Raw genomic sequence first — 19083 nt, forward strand, 5'->3', positions numbered from 1 at the left:
CCACCCAAGCTTTGTCAAACATTGAATCTAAAGTGCATGACATCGCCATCCTTTACGACATACTCTTTGCCTTCCAATCGCCACTTACCGGCATCTTTAGCGCCTTGCTCACCTTTGTAGGTCAAAAAATCTTGATAAGCAATCACTTCAGCGCGAATAAAGCCACGTTCAAAATCGGTATGGATTACCCCGGCTGATTGCGGTGCGGTTGCCCCTATTGGAATCGTCCATGCCCTGACCTCTTTAACACCGGCGGTGAAATAAGTGGCCAGATTTAATAAAGAGTAGCCTGCCCGAACCACACGGTTCAGCCCCGGTTCTTCCAGGCCTAGATCATCCAGAAACTCCTTTTTTTCCTCGTCATCCAGCTGAGCAATTTCAGCTTCTATCGCTGCACAAATAGGCACTACCATCGCGCCTTCTTGCGCGGCATGGGCGTGTACTTTATCCAATAATGGATTATTTTCAAAGCCATCATCCTGCACATTAGCAATGTACATGACGGGCTTAATGGTCAATAAACACAAATCCCTGATCAACAATTTTTCTTCAGCGCTTAAATCCAATGCTCGCGCCGGCTGTCCTTTATCTAATTGGGTAAAAACACGCTCCAGCACATTCTTTTTTAACAGCTCATCTTTATTACCTGATTTAGATAACTTGGTTGCACGCAGCAAGGCCTTTTCAACCGAAGCCATATCAGCCAGCGCCAATTCAGTATTAATCACTTCTATATCAGAAATGGGATCAATTTTGCCAGCGACGTGGATGACATTATCATCGTCAAAGCAGCGCACCACATGAGCAATAGCATCGGTTTCACGAATATTAGCCAAAAACTGGTTACCCAAGCCCTCGCCTTTTGATGCGCCTGCAACCAATCCGGCAATATCTACAAATTCAATGGTGGTGGGCAAAATGCGTTCTGGCTTAACAATTTCAGATAATTTTTCCAGGCGTTCATCAGGCACCGGCACCACGCCCACATTAGGGTCAATAGTACAAAAAGGATAGTTTTCTGCCGCAATTTTCGCTTTAGTGAGTGCATTAAATAACGTTGATTTGCCAACATTCGGTAAACCAACAATTCCGCAATACAGTGCCATAGGGTTCTCTGGGTGAATTTCAGGATAAAAAGAAGGAGCAGCGCAATTCAGCTGATTAAGGCGGGGGATTATACAAGTTATAGGCACAATCTAAAATGTTCATTTCACTCTTGTTGTTTTCAACCGGACAATAAATTGCCGATAATCATCAGCTGCCAGCGCATCGCTCAAAATTATGATATTGCATCTTACCGTGTTTCGGTATTTAAAATGCAAGAAGACAACAACGCGGGTTATTACCGTTGAATCGAGAATCTGGATGGCTTCAAATTGACCGTTTATGAATGCTTCCCAACCGGCAGCATCGTTATGCGTAAGCACCCAATGCTCATTTTTTAAGCGTTGTTGGGTAAACCAAAAATGCACGCCAACAATCGCAGCCAATCCCATTTTAAAAATCGGCGTTAAGGCATTCGTCATACATGCTGTCAAAGCAAGTAAATGAATAATAACGATGAATTTCTTTAAACGGGCAGAAGGTTGCAGTACCAGTTGCAGCGGGGGTTGGAATTTTTTTAGCACATGTCTCACTTGTTTTATCGCGTATAACGTATATACGCTTACTAAATTTGGCTACTCACTTAAGACAGGACAGTTTAAAAAAGCCGTTCGTGGTGAGCTTGTCGAACCATGAACCACAAACCCTTCGACAAGCTCGAACGGATGTCCCGTCTTAAGTCGGTAGCCCTAAATTTCGTTGACTGAAAACTGTAGGTGCGAACTCATTCGTAGATGAATATATTTACCTCTTTTTTAACTACGACTTCCGTATGCGTTCACCTCCCCCTTTGAAAAAGGGGAGAGTTTACGAGGGGTGGAGGAGGATTTATTTTAAAAATCTCCCCTAACCCCTCTTTTTCAAAGAGGGGGACTGAACGGTTACCGACTTCACAGTAATCGTTCAATAGTCATAAACACCTCGGTAAACATGGTCTTGGTCAGTCGTTTAGTATTTATGTTGTAACGGCTGGTATGGTAAGAATCCACCAAAAACCGGTCATACTCTAAGGGGTGCTGTGCATTATGTGCAAATACTGCACTGGTTGCCTTAAGTTGATAGCCTTTTAATACCGCTTGATGCGCGACCGTGCCTAACGCCAATATGACCGATGATTTTGGTAACGTATTGAGTTCGGCCGCTAAAAAATGATTGCACTGATTAATTTCCGCACCGGTGGGTTTGTTTTGTGGCGGTAAACATTTAACAGTGTTGGTAATACGGCAGTTGTTTAACGTCAGGCCATCGTGTAAAGACTCTGAAAGTATCTGATTGCTGTAGCCAAATTCGTACAATGTTTCATATAACAATAAGCCTGCATAATCGCCGGTAAAAGGTCTGCCGGTCGCATTGGCACCGTGCATACCTGGCGCTAGCCCTACAATCAATAACTGAGCCTTCATATCGCCAAAGGGGGCAACGGGACGTGCGTGATAACGGGGGTATTGCGTTTTAACATCACACAGAAAGTCAGCCAGACGGGCACATTGCCTGCACTCTTGATCGAAAACATCTTTTGAAATAATGATTTCCTGAATAAAAGAACGGGGTGGGGTATTTTGTCGAATGCGTTTTGAAAGCGTACAATAAACCCTTTCCAAAACTTAAAGACAGGGACTTATTATGACAGATAAACCCAGCACACAGGATGAGCAATGGCGCGATAAACTCACGCCGGAACAATTTTCAATCTGCCGGATGAAAGGCACAGAAGCGCCGTTTACCGGTAAATATGCCGATTGCAAAAAAGACGGCATTTACCATTGCATTTGCTGTGGCAGTCCATTGTTCAGTTCTGAAACCAAATACGATTCCGGTTCTGGCTGGCCGAGTTTTTATGATGTAACAGCTGAAAACAATGTTGCCGAGCATGCCGATATCAGCCACGGTATGCGCCGCGTTGAAGTGATCTGCAAAAACTGTAACGCCCATTTAGGCCATGTGTTTGAAGATGGCCCAAAGCCCACTGGACTTCGTTACTGTATTAATTCGGCGGCTTTGGATTTACACGAAAAATGATGACAGTACACGCACAGGTTCAACAATTGCTGGATTTTATTGATGCCAGCCCCAGTCCTTGGCATGTGGTGGCTCGTATTGAAACCGAACTGGCGCAGCATCAGTTTAAAAAACTATACGAAACCGACACCTGGACATTGCAACCCGGTGGCCGTTATTACGTAGTACGTGATGATTCGTCGATTATTGTGTTTGTGCAAGGCCAACAACCTGTACAGGATAGCGGCTTTAAGATTATTGGCGCGCATACCGATTCACCTGGCTTTCGTATTAAACCTAACGCCGCCAATTGTATCGATGGTTTATTAAGATTGTCCGTAGAGATTTATGGCGGGCCCATTTTAGCGACCTTTACCGACCGGGATTTGAGCCTTGCCGGGCGCATCAGTTATAAAAATGCTCAGGGCGACGTTGATCGTGTTTTGGTTTGTTTTGATAAACCACTACTGCGGTTGCCTAATCTGGCCATCCACATGAACAGGGGGGTTAATGAAGACGGTTTAAAGTTGCACAAACAACTGGAATTACCTTTGCTGTTATCGACTTTAACGACAGAACAATTACCGCAAACCTATTTTGCCGAATTGTTACAGCAGCAATCCGGTATTGATGCTAAGCAAATGCTAGCCTTCGATCTAGCGGTTTACGATACCCAGAAAGGCAGTTTTTGGGGCGCTGAAAATGAGTTTTATGCCGATAGCCAGCTGGACAATTTGGCCTCTTGCCATGCAGCGTTGCAGGCTTTGCTGGATGAAACCGTGATGCAATCGGATGCCACTTTAGTGTGTGCGTTATTTGATCACGAAGAAATTGGCAGCGAAAGTACCAAAGGCGCAAACGGCAGCTTTTTACCGGATGTATTACAACGTATTGCACTGGCAACGGACACGCAAGGACAAGATTATCACCGGGCACTCGCGAAAAGCTTTATGGTGAGTGCGGATATGGCGCACGCTTATCAGCCTAATTTTCCCAATGCCTATGACCCAGACCATAAAGTCATGGTCAATAAAGGCCCCGTGATTAAGGTCAATGCCAATCATCGCTACAGCTCAGAAAGTATTTCCGAGGCCATGTTTGCCGATTGGTGCGGGCAAGTTGATGTGCCGTACCAGCGTTATTCACACCGCAGTGATTTGCCGTGCGGCAGCACCATTGGCCCGATAACATCGGCTAAGCTTGGGATTCGCACTGTAGATGTGGGTTGTCCAATGTGGGCGATGCACAGTATCAGGGAAAGCGCTGGCGTACTTGATCATGCGGCTATGATTAAAGTCATGCGGCAGTTTTTGCTCAGTGCAGTGTGACGCAGCAATTGTCGCTGTCGGCGTTTGATGAAAGTTGCCAAGATTTAAATCTGGCATCTTGTGATGGTGAGCTGAGGCTGGTTAAACAGTTTTACCAGCCTCAGCATGCGGATCAGTTATTTACTGTGCTTAAATCTGATATTGCCTGGCAACAGGAAGATATTCTAATTTATGGCAAATACTGTAAAGTGCCGCGCTTAATGGCGTGGTACGGCGATACGCATGCCACTTATCAATATTCGGGCGTCAAGCATCAGCCGCTACCGTGGACTGCGCAATTATTAGCTATTCGGGAAAAGGTCGAACAGCATTGTAGCCACGATTTTAACAGCGTGTTGCTTAATTTGTACCGCGATGGCCAGGATTCTATGGGCTGCCATTCCGATGATGAAAAAGAATTGGGTGAGAATCCATTGATTGCCTCTTTAAGTTTGGGTGATGAGCGGGGGTTTAAGTTGCATCATAAAACCCGTAAAATTACGCTGGATGTGATGCTGGGACATGGGGATTTATTGGTTATGGCGGGAGCTTTGCAGCGTTATTGGAAGCATTCTGTACCCAAAACCCAGCAGTTAAAAACACCCCGGATTAATTTGACGTTTCGTAAGATTTATCAGCACTGATGCAGCCATTATATGGGCTAAGCACATAACACGGACACCCCCCATAAGCCACAGCGCTGGCTCTTATCCAGAAACACCAATCTTACGGTCGAGTCACCTGTCAACTTAAAGCAGCCAGTGCGGCCTTTGGCCATAATGCTCAGCACAGTTTAGAGCATGATTGACTTTTGGTGGATTCTTACCACACCAGCCGTTACCACATGAACATTAAAACACTGACCAAGGCCATGCTTACCGAGGAGTTTATGGCTATTGACCGATTACTTAAATACGTCGCCGGATAAAGCATTTATTTTTCACAAACGAGTAAGTTTTATCCTACATTTTCTGCATTTGATGTGAAATAGTTCACAGACAGCGAGCTAATATCATTGTAAAGTAAAGCCACTCAATGTTCCGACTTTACTATTTTTTTCCAAAAAGCTTAACATTGCACCTGTCCTATTTTATTTCAGTATAGGGAGCATAAATTCATGAACATTTCACATGCTTATAACGTTTCACAGGCTTATAAGGAAGAAATCAGAACGGCCATAGAAGCGGATTGTTTATTACTTGAGAATGGCTGCAAAAATGCTTTTTTATCGGCGTATGCTTTGGATATATCCAGGCCTGATTTTGCTGAGGCTACCTTGCCACAAATGTGGTCGATGGAAATTTTTATCCTCAAAAGCCTTTCATGCGAGCAGCTGTCGCGGCGGATGTGGATAATCCGGGAAAAATTTCGTTTACAGGCAGGTGATGCCGTTTACGCCAGTTATGCAAAATGTTTACCCGAATCAATATCAGACGAAGCCCTTCAAAAAGGCATTGGCGCTGAAAATTACCCGCTTTTAAAAGAAGATGCCATTAATCTTATCAGGCAGATGCAACGCATGAATTACTACCGTGTACAACGAAATATTGAAATAAATACCAAAAAAAAGCTCCCTATCATTATCTTTTTTTTGTTGCTGGTAGCGGGTATCTTGCTTTTTTCGGTATTGAAACGAACAGATGAAGGCCAAAGTTGGCAGTTGATTTTGTTAACGGTTTACTTTGGCATGATTGGTGCCGTTGTAAGCCTGCTACAGCGTCTTGAGCAAGCCTCTAATACGCCTACCAATTTTACGGATTCTGCCATTAATTCCACTGATATCGGCCAGGGTATGTCAAATTTTTATATGGTTTCTTTAGTAGTCAGTGGCGCAGTGTTTTCCGTACTGGTGTATTTGCTTGCAAGATCCCAGCTTATTAATGTCCTTGATTTGTTACCCAAACCCAATCCGGACCTGTGTAAATTTGATCCTACACAAACGCAAAATACTATAGAAAAATTTCTATGTGACCCTTACGACTCCGCCCAGACAGCAAAATTGCTCATTTTGTGCTTTATATCGGGTTTTGCTGAGCGTTTTGTGCCGGATGTGCTCGATAGCTTAATTAGGCGGGCAAAAACTTAATAGTGACCTAATTTATAAATACTTTTAGGATAAAACACCATAAAAACTACAAATGTCCGCTTATTGTTTTTGCAATAACCCTGACATAAGCTTTATCAAAGAGGCATTCCCAATGAGATTTCAGGCGCGTGAAAATATTAAGCTGAGCCAAAATATATCGGATGCACCTATCCGCCATCTTATATTTTTGATTGATGGAACGGGGATGTCTGCAAGCTGCAAAAATGCAATTGATAGACAATCTAATGTTTACAAATTAAGCTTGTACCTTGATCCTCGTAGCGAGGCTGGTGAGTCACAAATTGTATTCTATTTGCCCGGCATAGGCTCCAAAACCAGCGGCCTTCCCATTATTAACAGTATATTTGCCAAACAATTGCCTTTGGATGTCGAAAAAGTCTACATTAATATTTGCACCAATTACATCTGGTCTGAAAATGAAAACGAGCGCGATAAAATTTATATTTTCGGATTTTCTCGCGGTGCCGTTGTCGCACGTTTGGTGACTGCGCTTATTGGAAAATATGGCGTATTGCGTTCCTCGCAAATAGAAATGTTTCCAAGAATTTGGAATGATTTTGTCAATTATAGAAAAATTAATGATTTAAACGGTTTCAAGGAGGACTATTGCCATTGCCTTGAAGAGATCAATATTGAATTTTTGGGGCTGTTTGATACGGTTTATGGCAATTACCAAGGCAAAAATTCAGCAGGTCTGAAGAAAATTTTTTTCGATGACCGCATACTGGGCACTCATGTAAAGGCCACCACACACCTTTTGGCGTTGCATGAAACACGCGCTCTTTTCCGGCCTGTACTGTTTCAGAAAAAACGCGATCCCAACCAAATTCTTGAGCAAATTTGGATGCCCGGTGTCCATACCGATATTGGTGGAGGTTACTCGGATGATTTTTTAAGCAATATTTCTTTAATTACCATGCTGGATAAGGTGCTAGAAAACACCTTTCTTGAAATTGATTTTAAAAAAAGTAGAAATCTTTTACGTTTAATTGCTGACCAGCTTAACCAAAATAGATTTACCATTAATAACGATTGTGATTTATGGTTATGGAAATCAGTAGCTTTGTTTTCTAAAGGCAATCGTATTCTGGATAATAAAGATGAGTGCCAGTTAATACACCCCATTTTTAAAATTCTTAATGGTCGCTCGTTTTTAAATAAAAAAACCAAGTCGCTAGATGATTTTAATAGCCCAAACTTTCCATTTTCTGAGGCAATCGTCACTTCGCTTAGAAACCTGGAAAATTAATCTTACAACTTGCTCGCCACAATAGCTAACCAGGGTTGTTCATGAATCGGTTTTCCGGCAGGCCGGTAATAATAATCAAGCACGGTAAATCCCGCTGTTTCCAAAAATAGCGTACTGACATCCAACTCCATGTAGTGCCCGTAACGCTGGCCTGACCAGCCTTCACCATTCCCGCGTGGATTGGATAAAAATAGAATGCCATTAGGTCTTAATGCGGCCTGTAACATTAAAAGAACGCCTGGCAATGTCTGACTGGGCACATGAAACAACGACGCATTGGCGAAGATGCCATCAAAAGCGTGTTGGGGTAACGCCATATTAACAAAGGTCTCATGCAGAATGTGGCAGCCGGTGTAGGTTCTGGCCATTTTGCAAAAAACCTCGCTGCCGTCCAGACCAACGGGTCGATGTCCCAGTGATTTAAAATAGCTGACATCTCTGCCTGGGCCACAACCCAAATCTAAAATATCCAATGGTTTATCTTTTGGAAATGGCGCCAAGAATGCTGCGTAGTTCTGGGTGACATCGTGGTCTTTGGTGCCCTGCCAAAATGAATCGGCATTCTGATTGTAATGGCTAATCGTTACCGTTTCTATCTCATTTAATTCTTCCACAGCTGATTTCATAAGCATTTACGGGTTAGGTGGATTATAATGTTACGGCTTTTTGGAATTATTGAGATCATTCATATCCTGGTATACAAGTGTCGGCGCAGACTTTAAAAACACACTCTCATCAAACTGGTTTAACCAAGCCGCGTTTAAAGTGACTTCTTCATACAGCCAATAATACAGCTCAGACTGGAAAATGCTATACCGGTAATTGTATTTGCATTGCAGCCATTGATTAGCGATACAGCCAATAATTCTGGGAGTTTTATTGGCATTGTTATCATAATAGGCAAGGCTTTGGCTGGCTAAATTTATAGTAAAGCGGTCAAAAATGACAGCTCCATCCCCTAGCTTTGCATGGTTGACTCGACTCCCTTGAATATCATCACCCTGCTGATCTATAACACAATGCTTATCTAAAGCATAAACCGCCGGTGGGAATTTTATGGGGTATCTATCGGGAATATTGGCGCGTTGCAACACATGCGCCGGTGTTCTTTGGCTTTTATCCCATTGTTTAATGATTATTTGTAGAATTAACACGCTCATTTTTAATGGCTTATATTATTGATTAGTAAAGGTGGGCACGCAGTTTTGTCCACCATTACTTCTATTCTGCGTGGTCACGAAGAGTATGCGCCCTGTAATGGTCAGGCAAATTATTAAAACATTACAATTAGCTGAGTGTTAGAAAGGGCGGAGATATATCAATCTGCTTTCGTTTGAAGGATATTTCCGGTTTTACTATCACACAAAACGAATACATCCACGCCATTTTTCTGCGTGATCCTTACTTGAAACAAAAAAGTCTCTTTTTGATGGAGGGATCGTAGACCCTTAATAATTCCTGGCTTCAAAAGTAAGGCCTTTTTTTGACAAACAGAAATATTTGCTTTGTTGGAAGGTATTTCATAGCGACGTTCATTGTTCGTGTCCGCGTTAGCGACCGTTAAGAAATTTACCGAGATTACTAATCCAAAACCCAATGTAAAAAGATGCCCAATTATCATTTTTTTCAATGCCATACCCCTTAATTTCCACCTATTAAAATTTATTAGAAAGCTGGCAGAATGGGAAAGCTTACAATAATCTCATTGCTTTCAAAATTTGACAATAAAATGTCAGGCACTCTGTAATTTTTGCGCGTTCCTAAAATAACTAGCCATAAAACACGCTGCGCTTTGGACGATTCCAAATTTGCGCAATACTTAACGCCGCCAGCGCTAAAAAAGCCGCCAATGTCAGCTCTGGAATACTAAAGCCCAATAAAGTCCAATCTATTTTAGCGCATTCACCCGTGCCGTTTAACATAAGCTTTATAGTATTCGACAACGGAAAGTTTTGGAAAATATATTCCAAACCAGGGCTGCACTCGGGTACTTTATCCGGTGGTAAGTGCTGCAACCAAATATGCCGCATGGAAACCCCAGCACCACACAGCGCCAAAACTGCGCCCAAAATCGCATAAATATTGGTGCTTTGTTGTTTGGGATTGTGTATTGCTGCACACAAAAAACACAGCCCCGTTGCAAAAATAGCTATCCGTTGGGAAATACACAGCGGACAGGGCTCCAATTTTTTTTCAAATTGTAAATAAGCACCGATAAGCAATAAGCTACAACAGATTAAAAACCCTATAAAAAAATAGGTTCGGGAATTAAAGTGCAATGGATTCAACATATTTTCCTCTGCGACTATAAAAAGCCGCATTTAGACAAACCAAAGGTTCAAATTATACCTCTAGCACACAACTAGGAACACAATGTCTAATGAAAATTTGTCAGGGATATTTTTTTTAGGCTAATGAGGAGTTTGTTTTAACGTTGAATCTAGAAATTGCTTTGTTGAAAGGCGCTTGCAACTGAATATCGGAACCCCTGCTAACCGGGGTTCCGATATGATATAAGCTTACTTTGCGGTCACACGTAGTTCAATGCGACGGTTTTGTTGACGACCTTCGGCCGTATCATTAGTCGCCACAGGATGATTGCTGCCATAACCTTCGGCATCTAACCGGCTTTTATCAATCCCTGCCTTAACCAGCGCAGCTTGAATGGTGCGGGCGCGATCTGATGATAATTTATGATTAGATTTTGCATTGCCGGTATTGTCGGTATAACCACCAATTTTTATTTTAACTTTTGGAAAAGCCTTAAGAATTTCAATAGTATTCGTTATTTGTGGGGTGGATTCAGCTTTTAAAGTGGCCTTGCCGGTATCAAATGTAGTGCCATCCATTGTAAACCATTTATCTTTATCAATTTTGGCATTGGCATCGTTAATAAACGCATACAACTTGCTTTCCATACTGGTTGCTGGCGCTTTTAAATCATATCCAGTCGATAATTTTTGTTCAAAAAATGCCATACCACTATTAGCAGCGGAGGCAGGTTCGGCGGTTATCGGAACTGATGGAGCTACTCTTGCAGGTGTTGTTGGCGTAGTGCTGGTTATCGGTGTAGAGGTGGTATCTGGGCCGCTAACTGAGACAGGTGCGGTATCCACAGACTTTTTAAGGTTTTTCCATATTCCCCAGCCTAATGCCAAAATAGAACCTAGAATAAGCCAGGGTAACAACTTGCCAAATAGACCCACATCATCATCCTCAACCGGCGCGGGTGGCGGTACTATTTTGCGTTCTCTTACTACGGGTGCTACGTAGGGCTCTTCTACCCTCTTCTCCTTAGCAAGGGAAGTAACGGGGATTTCTGTCTTATGTGCAAGGGCTTCATCAACAGCACGGACACTAGCCGCTGCGGGAATGCTTTGTGCACTACTGGCTGTTGCAGTGCTGGCTCCAAAAATACCTGCTAAACCTGCCGGAAGTAAATTTTTCAAAAAACCGGATTGCTCCTGTAATAGCCCCATTAAACCGGCTGGACTGGTTATTTGTTGAGATTTAAGGGTTTTACCTAACACCGCAAAAACAATTGGGGTGAGCAAACCCAATAAAGAGGTCGATGACTGCTTGCTAATACCGCTAGCATCAGCCACAACATTGGCTATGCCATCTGTTTTATTGCCGAAAATTGAGTTTAAAAGACTGCCCCCTGTGTTGGCCATTCTTGTTGTAACATCGCCACCCACTAATGAGGCGCCTAAATTACTGAGCAAGCCGCTGTCGTGATTTTGTGTTAATAAATTGAAAAGAATGCTGGCACCTTGGGTATCTGCGCTTTTGTGAATTAAACCCGAAAGCAGGGACGGAAGGGCACCGCCTAATGCTGAACCGGTATTCTTAGTTGACTCGCCAATAAAATTTGCTATCTTTGAGACTACATCCTCGGTTAAGTGGGCATTTAATAGTTCTAGTAAATTGTTGGACATGCAATATCTCCTCATTAGTCTTTTTGTGTGACACAACGTGGCTTTGTGTCGAGGGTAATTTAACAACATATTGCCGCTTCTTTAATGGACAAATGCTCCCTGTACAATTAGCGGTTGTGCTGGCAGCAAACTCGATTGTCAACTTTGAGTTAAAGAATGTCAACAAGAACCCGATGTAATCACATAATCAGTAAGGTAAAATTAGTTGCCCATTAATTTAACCTGAGGTATTTTTTACTGGAAAGTGAAGCAGATACGTAAGCGCCATCCTCCCCTAATGCCACTGGGGCACAAGCAATAAACAAATTTAAAAAACTAAAAAAAACACATAAGTGTAGATTGTATTTTGTTAACTTCAAGTTGATAACTTTATTTTTGGCTACTTAATCTTAAAGCGGGACAGTTTAAGTTAGGCCGTTCGTGGTGAGCTTGTCGAACCATGCTCGGCTTAGTCCCGTTTAGTGGGTAGCCTTATTTTTTTATGCAACTAAAAAATTAAGCTCGGTATACGCTATTTATAATTTAGTCTTAACCGTGTCGTAGGTTTCTTTAACGGCGGCTTCAGTGCCGTGCAGTATTTTTTCGAGTTCTGCCAATTTAGCATCGGCAAATGCTCTGTCTTTAAGACTGGCAGTGTTGATATAAACATTTAATGCCGCACTTTTTAAACCCGCATAAGCCGCCATAACTGCCACACCGGCATCGCTAATGACTGCAACACTGCCTTTTTCTGCGGCACAGTGGCTTAGTTTTATGGCCTCGGCGCAAGCACTGGCACATGCTAACGGCACATCGGTTGCATCTTTTAATACCCGCTGAATTGCGGCACTACGCGCCAGCTTGTCTTCATCGGTCTCTTTGGGTAAGCCATAAGCCACCATTAAACGATTAAACACATCAACATCAGCTTTAATCATACCAGCCAGCTTTTCGCGTAAGACTTCGGATTTTTCCAATAAGGCTTGCATATCAGTTTCAACTTCGGCATATTTAGGCTTACCAATAGTCAGGTTACACACCATGCTGACTAATGCCGCTGCCTGTGCACCCATTAAGGCAGCAACACTGCCACCACCTGGCGTTGCCGATTTGCTGGCCAATTCATCCAAAAAAACCTCTATGGATTTGTCCTTGATTTCAATGTCATTCATGTGTCGGTCTATTTTTTAAAGGTTATCGTTACATATTTTGGCTATCCGCGTAAGGCGGGACAGTATCAGGTTAAGCCGTTCGTGGTGAGCTTGTCGAACCATGATCGGCTTAACCATACATCCTTCGACGAACGGCTAAGCCTTACATATTGTCCCGCATTAAGTGAGTAGCCCATATTTTAAATGCAGTACTGCGTTTAGCGTGCTATTCACGTCGCCAGCTGGTTGTGCCATTTGGTGAGTCTTCTAAAATCACCCCCTGCCCTTTCAGTTCATCACGAATTTGGTCGGCCAGCGCCCAATTCTTGGTTTTTTTGGCATCTAATCGATCGTTAATTTTTCTTTCAACCATCTCATCAGGAGAGAAGACATTAATTGTTATAGATGCACTTAGTTGGAGGGGACTGACGGAACCTTTCAAAAAGCTATCCGGATCATCCTGTAATATGCCCAGTAAAGCGCTTAAACTTTTCAAGCTAGCCGCCAAAATACCGGCTTTTTCAGGTTCTGAGTCTTTAACTTTGTTCAGCTCCCTGGCTAGATCGAACAATACAGCCAAAGCAACTGGCGTATTAAAATCATCATCCATTGCTTGGTCAAAACGGCTTTTATAATCATCTTGCACCGGCGCATCAAGCACAGCAACATCACGTAACGCCGTGTACAAACGCGTTAATGCGGCCTTGGCATCATTGAGTGATTCATCCGAATAATTTAAAGGACTGCGGTAATGGCTGGACAGGATAAAAAACCGCACCACTTCAGGCTTGTATTGTTTCAAGACTTCACGCACGGTGAAAAAATTGCCCAAAGACTTGGACATCTTCTCGTTATCGACACGCACAAAACCGTTGTGCATCCAGTAGTTAACGAACTTTTCGCCGGTCGCACCTTCGGATTGGGCGATTTCGTTTTCATGATGCGGAAACTGTAAATCCATACCGCCGCCGTGTATGTCAAAATGATTGCCCAGACAGCAGGTGGACATCGCCGAACATTCAATATGCCAACCTGGACGCCCCAATCCCCAAGGTGATTCCCAGGCTGGCTCATTGCTTTTGGCCATTTTCCATAACACAAAATCCAACGGATTCTGCTTGGCCATATCGACATCGACCCGTTCGCCAGCCTGCAAATCATTCAGGTTTTTGCCGGATAACTGGCCATAATTTTCAAATTTGGCAACCGAATAGAAAACATCGCCATTGCCGCCCACATAAGCCAAATCTTGGTTAATCAAGCGTTCAATCATGGCAATAATGTCAGGAATGGATTGTGTGGCTTTGGGTTCAATATCCGGTGGCAATACCGACAGTGCGCGTTCATCTTCGTGCATGGCTTCAATAAAACGCTCGGTTAAGGCGGTAATGTCTTCGCCGTTCTCGTTAGCGCGCTGGATGATTTTATCGTCAATGTCGGTGATATTACGCACATAAGTCAATTCATAGCCGGTATGGCGAAAATACCGCGCAACGGTATCAAACACCACCATGACGCGGGCGTGGCCAATGTGACAGTAATCATAAACCGTCATGCCACAGACGTACATGCCAATGTTTCCAGGCACTCTGGGCTGGAACAGCTGCTTTTTTCGGGTCAGGGTATTGTATATTTTTAACATAAGCGATGGGGCAGTTAACCTAGCGGCGAGAGTTTACGTATGGGGTAAAACTAACCAATGTAACAAGCGGGTGCTTCCATTTCAATACAAAAACACATAAAATTCGGTATTAAATCGCTTATAGGGAAAACAAATGCGTATTTTAATGCTGTCCATGATACTTGCTTTAACCCCAACACTTTCTTTCGCAACGGAAAATAAAATGACTGAACCACAAACAAAAGTTAAACTAACCACCAATCTCGGCGCGATTACTATTGCACTTAATACTGAAAAAGCGCCTGTTTCTTCGGCTAACTTTCTGACTTATGTTAATGAAGGTTTTTATAATGGCACGATTTTTCATCGCATCATAAAAGACTTTATGGCACAAGGCGGTGGCTTTGATACCAGTTTTAATCAAAAAGCTGTGCATGCTTCTATTAAAAACGAAGCGGATAATGGCCTGAAAAATACCCGTGGCACCTTGGCAATGGCACGCACCAATGATCCTAACTCTGCTACCGCGCAGTTTTTTATCAACTACAAAGATAATGGTTTTTTAAATCACACCAGCCCGACTTCAAGTGGTTGGGGTTACGCGGTATTTGCTGAAGTTGTTGAAGGTATGGATGTGGTTGATGCTATGGCAAAACAGCCCACAGGTAATCGTGGTGGCCATGATGACGTACCTAAAACGGATATCGTGATTGAGAAGGCTGAAGTTGTAAAATAAGTTACTGACAAGGTGGATCGTCATCGCACTTTCCACCTTGCTGTTTATATCCACATCACAATTCATCAGATACCTCGCTTTGCAAAATCAAACTCTCTTCATCTCCGACCTACACCTTAGCCTTGAAAAACCACACATCACACGCCGATTTCTGGACTTTCTAAAAAATCGCGCCATCCATGCCGAAGCACTTTATATACTCGGCGACTTGTTCGACACCTGGGTTGGCGACGATGACTTTATGCCACCGACTAAGCAAATCCGTAAACAGCTCAAACAATTGACTGATTCGGGCGTAAAGGTGTATTTGCAGCAAGGCAATCGGGATTTTCTGTTAGGCCAGCGATTTTGCCAAGCCACCGGCGTAATCTTGCTAGATGATTATACGGTCATCGATTTATACGGCGTAGCCACGTTGCTTATGCACGGCGATTTATTGTGTACCGATGACTTGCCCTACCAAGCGTTCAGAATCAAGTCACACACGACTGAATGGCAGCAAAACGTGCTATCCAAACCTTTAGTGCTACGATTATTGGTCGCCCGCTGGTATCGGCTACGCAGCTATTTCCATAAGCGCGGCAAAACGCAGGACATCATGGATGTCAATCAAAACACCGTCATTGAAACGTTGCGCACTTACAACTGCGTGCGGCTTATACATGGCCATACCCATCGACCTCATGTTCATAGCTTTGAGATGGACGGAAAAACCGCCCAACGCTTTGTGCTTTCCGAATGGCACAACCATAAAACCGAAATTTTATGTTGGACAAATAACGGCTACTGCATAGAAGTGGGGGTAGCCAATTTATCTACTGAAATGAATGCTCTGCACTAAAGCAACTTGCTTAAACACTATTAACAGTTGACTTTTAGCGTAAAAAACTTAATCTACACACTTGGCGTGAAAAATTCCTGAAATGCAGGGGAAAATAACAATATCACCCAAAAACTAATATTAGTCATAAAAAATTCACAATCAGTATTTTGTCGTGTCACAAAATATCAGGAGAAATATATATGAACAAGCCTTTAAAAAGCTTGCTACTTGCGTCAAGCGTGGCAGCAATTTTAGCTGCACCAGCCATTTCAACTGCTAACAGCGACGTTGAAAAACTTACTCAAGACCCGGCTAACTGGGCGACCTGGGGTGGTAACTACGCAGGTACACGTTACAGTGAGCTGAAAGAAATCACTGCTGAAAACGTAAAAAATCTGCAACCTGCCTGGACTTTTTCTACTGGCGTATTGCGTGGTCATGAAGGCGGACCTTTAGCCATTGACGGTGTCATCTACATTCACACACCATTCCCTAATACTGTTTTCGCCATTGACCAAAAAACCCAAGCCATTTTATGGGAATTCACCCCTGTACAAGACGCTGACGTAACTATTCCTGTTATGTGCTGCGATACCGTTAACCGTGGTTTGGCGTACGGTGATGGCAAAATCTTCCTGCAACAATCTAATACAGTGTTGACTGCTTTGGATGCCAAAACCGGTAAACGCATCTGGAGCGTACAAAACGGCGACCCAAAATTGGGTATGACCAACACCAACGCGCCTTTAGTTGTTAAAGATAACGTATTAACCGGTATTTCCGGCGGTGAATTTGGTGTACGCGGCTTTATGGCGGCTTACAACATGAAAACCGGCAAGTTGGCCTGGAAAGGTTACAGTATGGGACCTGATTCAGACACCCTGATTGAGCCTAGCAAAACCACAACTTGGGAAGACGGTAAAGTTACCCCAGTTGGCGAAAATTCCAGCTTAAAAACATGGAAAGGCGACCAGTGGAAAATCGGTGGCGGCACAACTTGGGGCTGGTATTCTTACGATCCTAAATTAAACCTGGTCTATTACGGCTCAGGCAATCCATCTACCTGGAATCCAACCCAACGTCCTGGCGACAACAAGTGGTCTATGTCTTTGTGGGCGCGTGACGCTGACACCGGCGCTGTAAAGTGGGTCTATCAAATGACGCCACATGACGAATGGGACTTTGACGGTATCAACGAAGTGCCATTAATCGACCAAGAAGTGAATGGTAAAATGCACAAAACCATCGTGCATTTTGACCGTAACGGTTTTGGCTATACTTTAGATCGTGAGACAGGCGAATTGTTAATTGCCGAAAAATTCGACAAATCTGTCAACTGGGCTAGCCATGTTGATATGAAATCAGGTCGTCCACAAGTGGTTGCTAAATACAGTACTGAGCAAAATGGCGAAGATGTTAAGTCTGAAGACGTTTGTCCAGCTGCATTGGGTAGCAAAAACCAACAACCGGTTTCTTACTCACCACAAACAGGCTTAGTTTATATTTCTGGTAATCACCTGTGTATGAACTACGAACCGTTTGCTGTTGACTACACAGCAGGCCAACCTTACGTAGGTGCTACACTGGACATGATGCCAGCGGGTAAAGATGTATTGACTGGCGCACCAGACGGTACAACCAACTTGGGTCAGTTTACAGCTTGGGATTCTAAAACCGGCAAAATCGCCTGGTCTGTTAAAGAACCGTTCTCAGTATGGTCTGGTTCTGTTGCTACCGCAGGCGGCGTGGTTTTCTATGGTACTTTAGAAGGTTACCTGAAAGCGGTTGATGCTAAAACCGGTAAAGAACTGTACAAGTTTAAAACCCCATCCGGTATTATCGGCAACGTAAATACATGGAGCTTTGAAGGCAAGCAATACGTAGGCGTATTGTCAGGTATTGGTGGTTGGGCAGGCGCAGTTGTTGCAACTGACGGCGATAAAGTTATCGCTCAAATGCAAGAAAAAATTGCTGCTGAAACCGATCCAGCCAAGAAAACTGAACTTGAAAAAGCATTGTTGATGAAAACCCAAGAAGCTTTGGGCGCAGCGGGCGCGTATGCAAGTTTGGGTAAATTAACCAAAGCTGGCGGCGTATTCTCTGTCTTCGCTTTACCTGCCGCAAACTAAGAAATACTTTTAGTTTCTAGCAGTAACGATAAATAGAAAGCCCTGGTCGATTAATCGACCAGGGTTTTTTTTATGCCGAATATCAATGAGGGGTTTCACTCGTGATAAATTTTCATCAAGCAGAAACTTCATAAGGCTTTTATGGTTACAGATTGGCGTTTCCTATCCGCTGCATAGTGCAAACAAGCAGTAATGTCATCGTCTGTTAACTCAGGAAAGTCATCAACAATTTCGGCACGACTCATGCCATCCGCCAACCAAGAAAGTACGTTATAATCCGTAAGCCCCTAATACAGGGGGGTTTACCGCTACGTTTTTCAGGTTTGATAGTAATTATGTTGTGATAATCAATATTCATAATTTTGCACTCTTCTGGGTTAAGGCATATCAAATTATAACGTGTTGGCTATGGATTTTTTTGTGAATAAACGCATAGAGTGATTTAGCGTAGTAAACCGCCCTACGCTTCAGCATCGTGCAGTCGCTGTTTAAAATATAACCAAACACGCGGGGGTTAGCTGTGCGAAATGTAACACGGCTATTGTACGGCTTCACAGATGCAACCCACACTTTAGATTTACCAGAAGGCAATCGAACAACAGATACCCACATTAATCGACTATCTGAATTTAAAAAACGTGTGGTCATTACCAAAGATACGGATTATGTAAATTCATTTTTATATCACATCAACCGTATAAATTGCTTCTGGTTTCTACTGGAAATATTTCAAATAAGGAACTTAAAGCAATCTTTATCGAAAATTTACCAAAAATTATTTCGGCATTAGCAGATTTTGGCTATTTGGAACTTACCCGTACATCACTCATTAAACATAACTAATGTAACAACTAGGAAACTGTGCTGATACACCAATAAGAATACGCTTGCCAGATACCGCTCACACAACAAAATTCCTGTAGAATAACGCCATCCCAAAA

Annotated in this window: 19 protein-coding genes and 1 pseudogene; 9 read left to right on the top strand and 11 right to left on the bottom strand. The window is 43.1% G+C overall.

Annotated features, from left to right (window positions below; translation table 11 throughout):
• Positions 1–14: 14 nt before the first annotated feature.
• The 3 genes from ychF to ACHZC4_RS10235 form a co-directional block, all read right to left on the bottom strand.
• Positions 15–1106 (bottom strand): redox-regulated ATPase YchF, encoded by a 1092-nt coding sequence (gene ychF, locus ACHZC4_RS10225; RefSeq protein WP_394753742.1) that lies wholly within the window; start codon positions 1104–1106, stop codon positions 15–17.
• 99 nt (positions 1107–1205) lie between these two features.
• Positions 1206–1628, bottom strand: coding sequence for a protein YgfX (locus ACHZC4_RS10230; RefSeq protein WP_394753743.1), 423 nt, complete (start codon positions 1626–1628; stop codon positions 1206–1208).
• 366 nt (positions 1629–1994) lie between these two features.
• Positions 1995–2705 carry a uracil-DNA glycosylase gene (locus tag ACHZC4_RS10235; protein ID WP_394753744.1) on the bottom strand — a complete coding sequence of 237 codons (711 nt, stop codon included), beginning with the start codon at positions 2703–2705 and terminating at the stop codon, positions 1995–1997.
• A gap of 22 nt (positions 2706–2727) precedes the next feature.
• Between ACHZC4_RS10235 and msrB the strand changes: the two genes are divergently transcribed.
• The 5 genes from msrB (at position 2728) to ACHZC4_RS10260 (ending at position 7765) form a co-directional block, all read left to right on the top strand.
• Positions 2728–3123 carry a peptide-methionine (R)-S-oxide reductase MsrB gene (gene msrB / locus ACHZC4_RS10240; RefSeq protein ID WP_394753745.1) on the top strand — a complete coding sequence of 132 codons (396 nt, stop codon included), beginning with the start codon at positions 2728–2730 and terminating at the stop codon, positions 3121–3123.
• Positions 3123–4430, top strand: coding sequence for a M18 family aminopeptidase (locus ACHZC4_RS10245; RefSeq protein ID WP_394753805.1), 1308 nt, complete (start codon positions 3123–3125; stop codon positions 4428–4430). Before msrB ends, ACHZC4_RS10245 begins: the two co-directional genes overlap by 1 nt.
• Complete coding sequence (locus ACHZC4_RS10250; RefSeq protein WP_394753746.1) at positions 4427–5053, top strand: alpha-ketoglutarate-dependent dioxygenase AlkB family protein; 627 nt, start codon at positions 4427–4429, stop codon at positions 5051–5053. The genes ACHZC4_RS10245 and ACHZC4_RS10250 overlap by 4 nt, the downstream gene beginning before the upstream one ends.
• Positions 5054–5526: 473 nt before the next feature.
• Positions 5527–6495 (top strand): hypothetical protein, encoded by a 969-nt coding sequence (locus ACHZC4_RS10255; RefSeq protein WP_394753747.1) that lies wholly within the window; start codon positions 5527–5529, stop codon positions 6493–6495.
• Between the two features lie 112 nt (positions 6496–6607).
• Positions 6608–7765 (top strand): T6SS phospholipase effector Tle1-like catalytic domain-containing protein, encoded by a 1158-nt coding sequence (locus tag ACHZC4_RS10260; RefSeq protein WP_394753748.1) that lies wholly within the window; start codon positions 6608–6610, stop codon positions 7763–7765.
• Positions 7766–7767: 2 nt separating this feature from the next.
• Here the strand turns inward: ACHZC4_RS10260 and ACHZC4_RS10265 are convergent, their stop codons facing one another.
• From ACHZC4_RS10265 to cysS, 7 genes are all read right to left on the bottom strand, one after another.
• Positions 7768–8397, bottom strand: a complete 630-nt coding sequence (locus tag ACHZC4_RS10265; RefSeq protein ID WP_394753749.1) for a class I SAM-dependent methyltransferase — start codon at positions 8395–8397, stop codon at positions 7768–7770.
• Positions 8398–8421: 24 nt separating this feature from the next.
• Positions 8422–8925, bottom strand: coding sequence for a hypothetical protein (locus tag ACHZC4_RS10270; protein ID WP_394753750.1), 504 nt, complete (start codon positions 8923–8925; stop codon positions 8422–8424).
• Positions 8926–9083: 158 nt separating this feature from the next.
• Positions 9084–9401, bottom strand: a complete 318-nt coding sequence (locus tag ACHZC4_RS10275; RefSeq protein WP_394753751.1) for a hypothetical protein — start codon at positions 9399–9401, stop codon at positions 9084–9086.
• A 133-nt stretch (positions 9402–9534) separates the two neighbouring features.
• Positions 9535–10086, bottom strand: coding sequence for a disulfide bond formation protein B (locus tag ACHZC4_RS10280; RefSeq protein ID WP_394753752.1), 552 nt, complete (start codon positions 10084–10086; stop codon positions 9535–9537).
• Between the two features lie 198 nt (positions 10087–10284).
• Positions 10285–11703: a DUF937 domain-containing protein gene (locus ACHZC4_RS10285; protein WP_394753753.1), complete on the bottom strand. Its 1419-nt coding sequence runs from the start codon at positions 11701–11703 to the stop codon at positions 10285–10287.
• 515 nt (positions 11704–12218) lie between these two features.
• Positions 12219–12854, bottom strand: a complete 636-nt coding sequence (fchA, locus tag ACHZC4_RS10290) for a methenyltetrahydrofolate cyclohydrolase (protein ID WP_394753754.1) — start codon at positions 12852–12854, stop codon at positions 12219–12221.
• 205 nt (positions 12855–13059) lie between these two features.
• Positions 13060–14475, bottom strand: a complete 1416-nt coding sequence (gene cysS, locus ACHZC4_RS10295) for a cysteine--tRNA ligase (RefSeq protein WP_394753755.1) — start codon at positions 14473–14475, stop codon at positions 13060–13062.
• Between the two features lie 202 nt (positions 14476–14677).
• Between cysS and ACHZC4_RS10300 the strand changes: the two genes are divergently transcribed.
• The 3 genes from ACHZC4_RS10300 to ACHZC4_RS10310 all read left to right on the top strand — a co-directional run bounded on the left by ACHZC4_RS10300 (position 14678) and on the right by ACHZC4_RS10310 (position 18142).
• Positions 14678–15190 carry a peptidylprolyl isomerase gene (locus ACHZC4_RS10300; RefSeq protein ID WP_394753756.1) on the top strand — a complete coding sequence of 171 codons (513 nt, stop codon included), beginning with the start codon at positions 14678–14680 and terminating at the stop codon, positions 15188–15190.
• Between the two features lie 79 nt (positions 15191–15269).
• The gene (lpxH, locus tag ACHZC4_RS10305; RefSeq protein WP_394753757.1) at positions 15270–16031 is read left to right on the top strand and encodes a UDP-2,3-diacylglucosamine diphosphatase; all 762 of its coding nucleotides are present in this window, start codon (positions 15270–15272) and stop codon (positions 16029–16031) included.
• Between the two features lie 182 nt (positions 16032–16213).
• Positions 16214–18142, top strand: a complete 1929-nt coding sequence (locus tag ACHZC4_RS10310) for a methanol/ethanol family PQQ-dependent dehydrogenase (RefSeq protein WP_394753758.1) — start codon at positions 16214–16216, stop codon at positions 18140–18142.
• A 128-nt stretch (positions 18143–18270) separates the two neighbouring features.
• Here the strand turns inward: ACHZC4_RS10310 and ACHZC4_RS10315 are convergent.
• Positions 18271–18494 (bottom strand): annotated as a pseudogene (locus ACHZC4_RS10315) (DUF433 domain-containing protein).
• 168 nt (positions 18495–18662) lie between these two features.
• Here ACHZC4_RS10315 and ACHZC4_RS10320 point away from each other — a divergent pair.
• On the top strand, positions 18663–18932 hold the full coding sequence (locus tag ACHZC4_RS10320; protein WP_394753759.1) for a DUF5615 family PIN-like protein: 270 nt from the start codon (positions 18663–18665) through the stop codon (positions 18930–18932).
• Positions 18933–19083: the final 151 nt, after the last annotated feature.

The organism is Crenothrix sp., from assembly GCF_043729335.1.
GTDB lineage: Bacteria > Pseudomonadota > Gammaproteobacteria > Methylococcales > Methylomonadaceae > Crenothrix.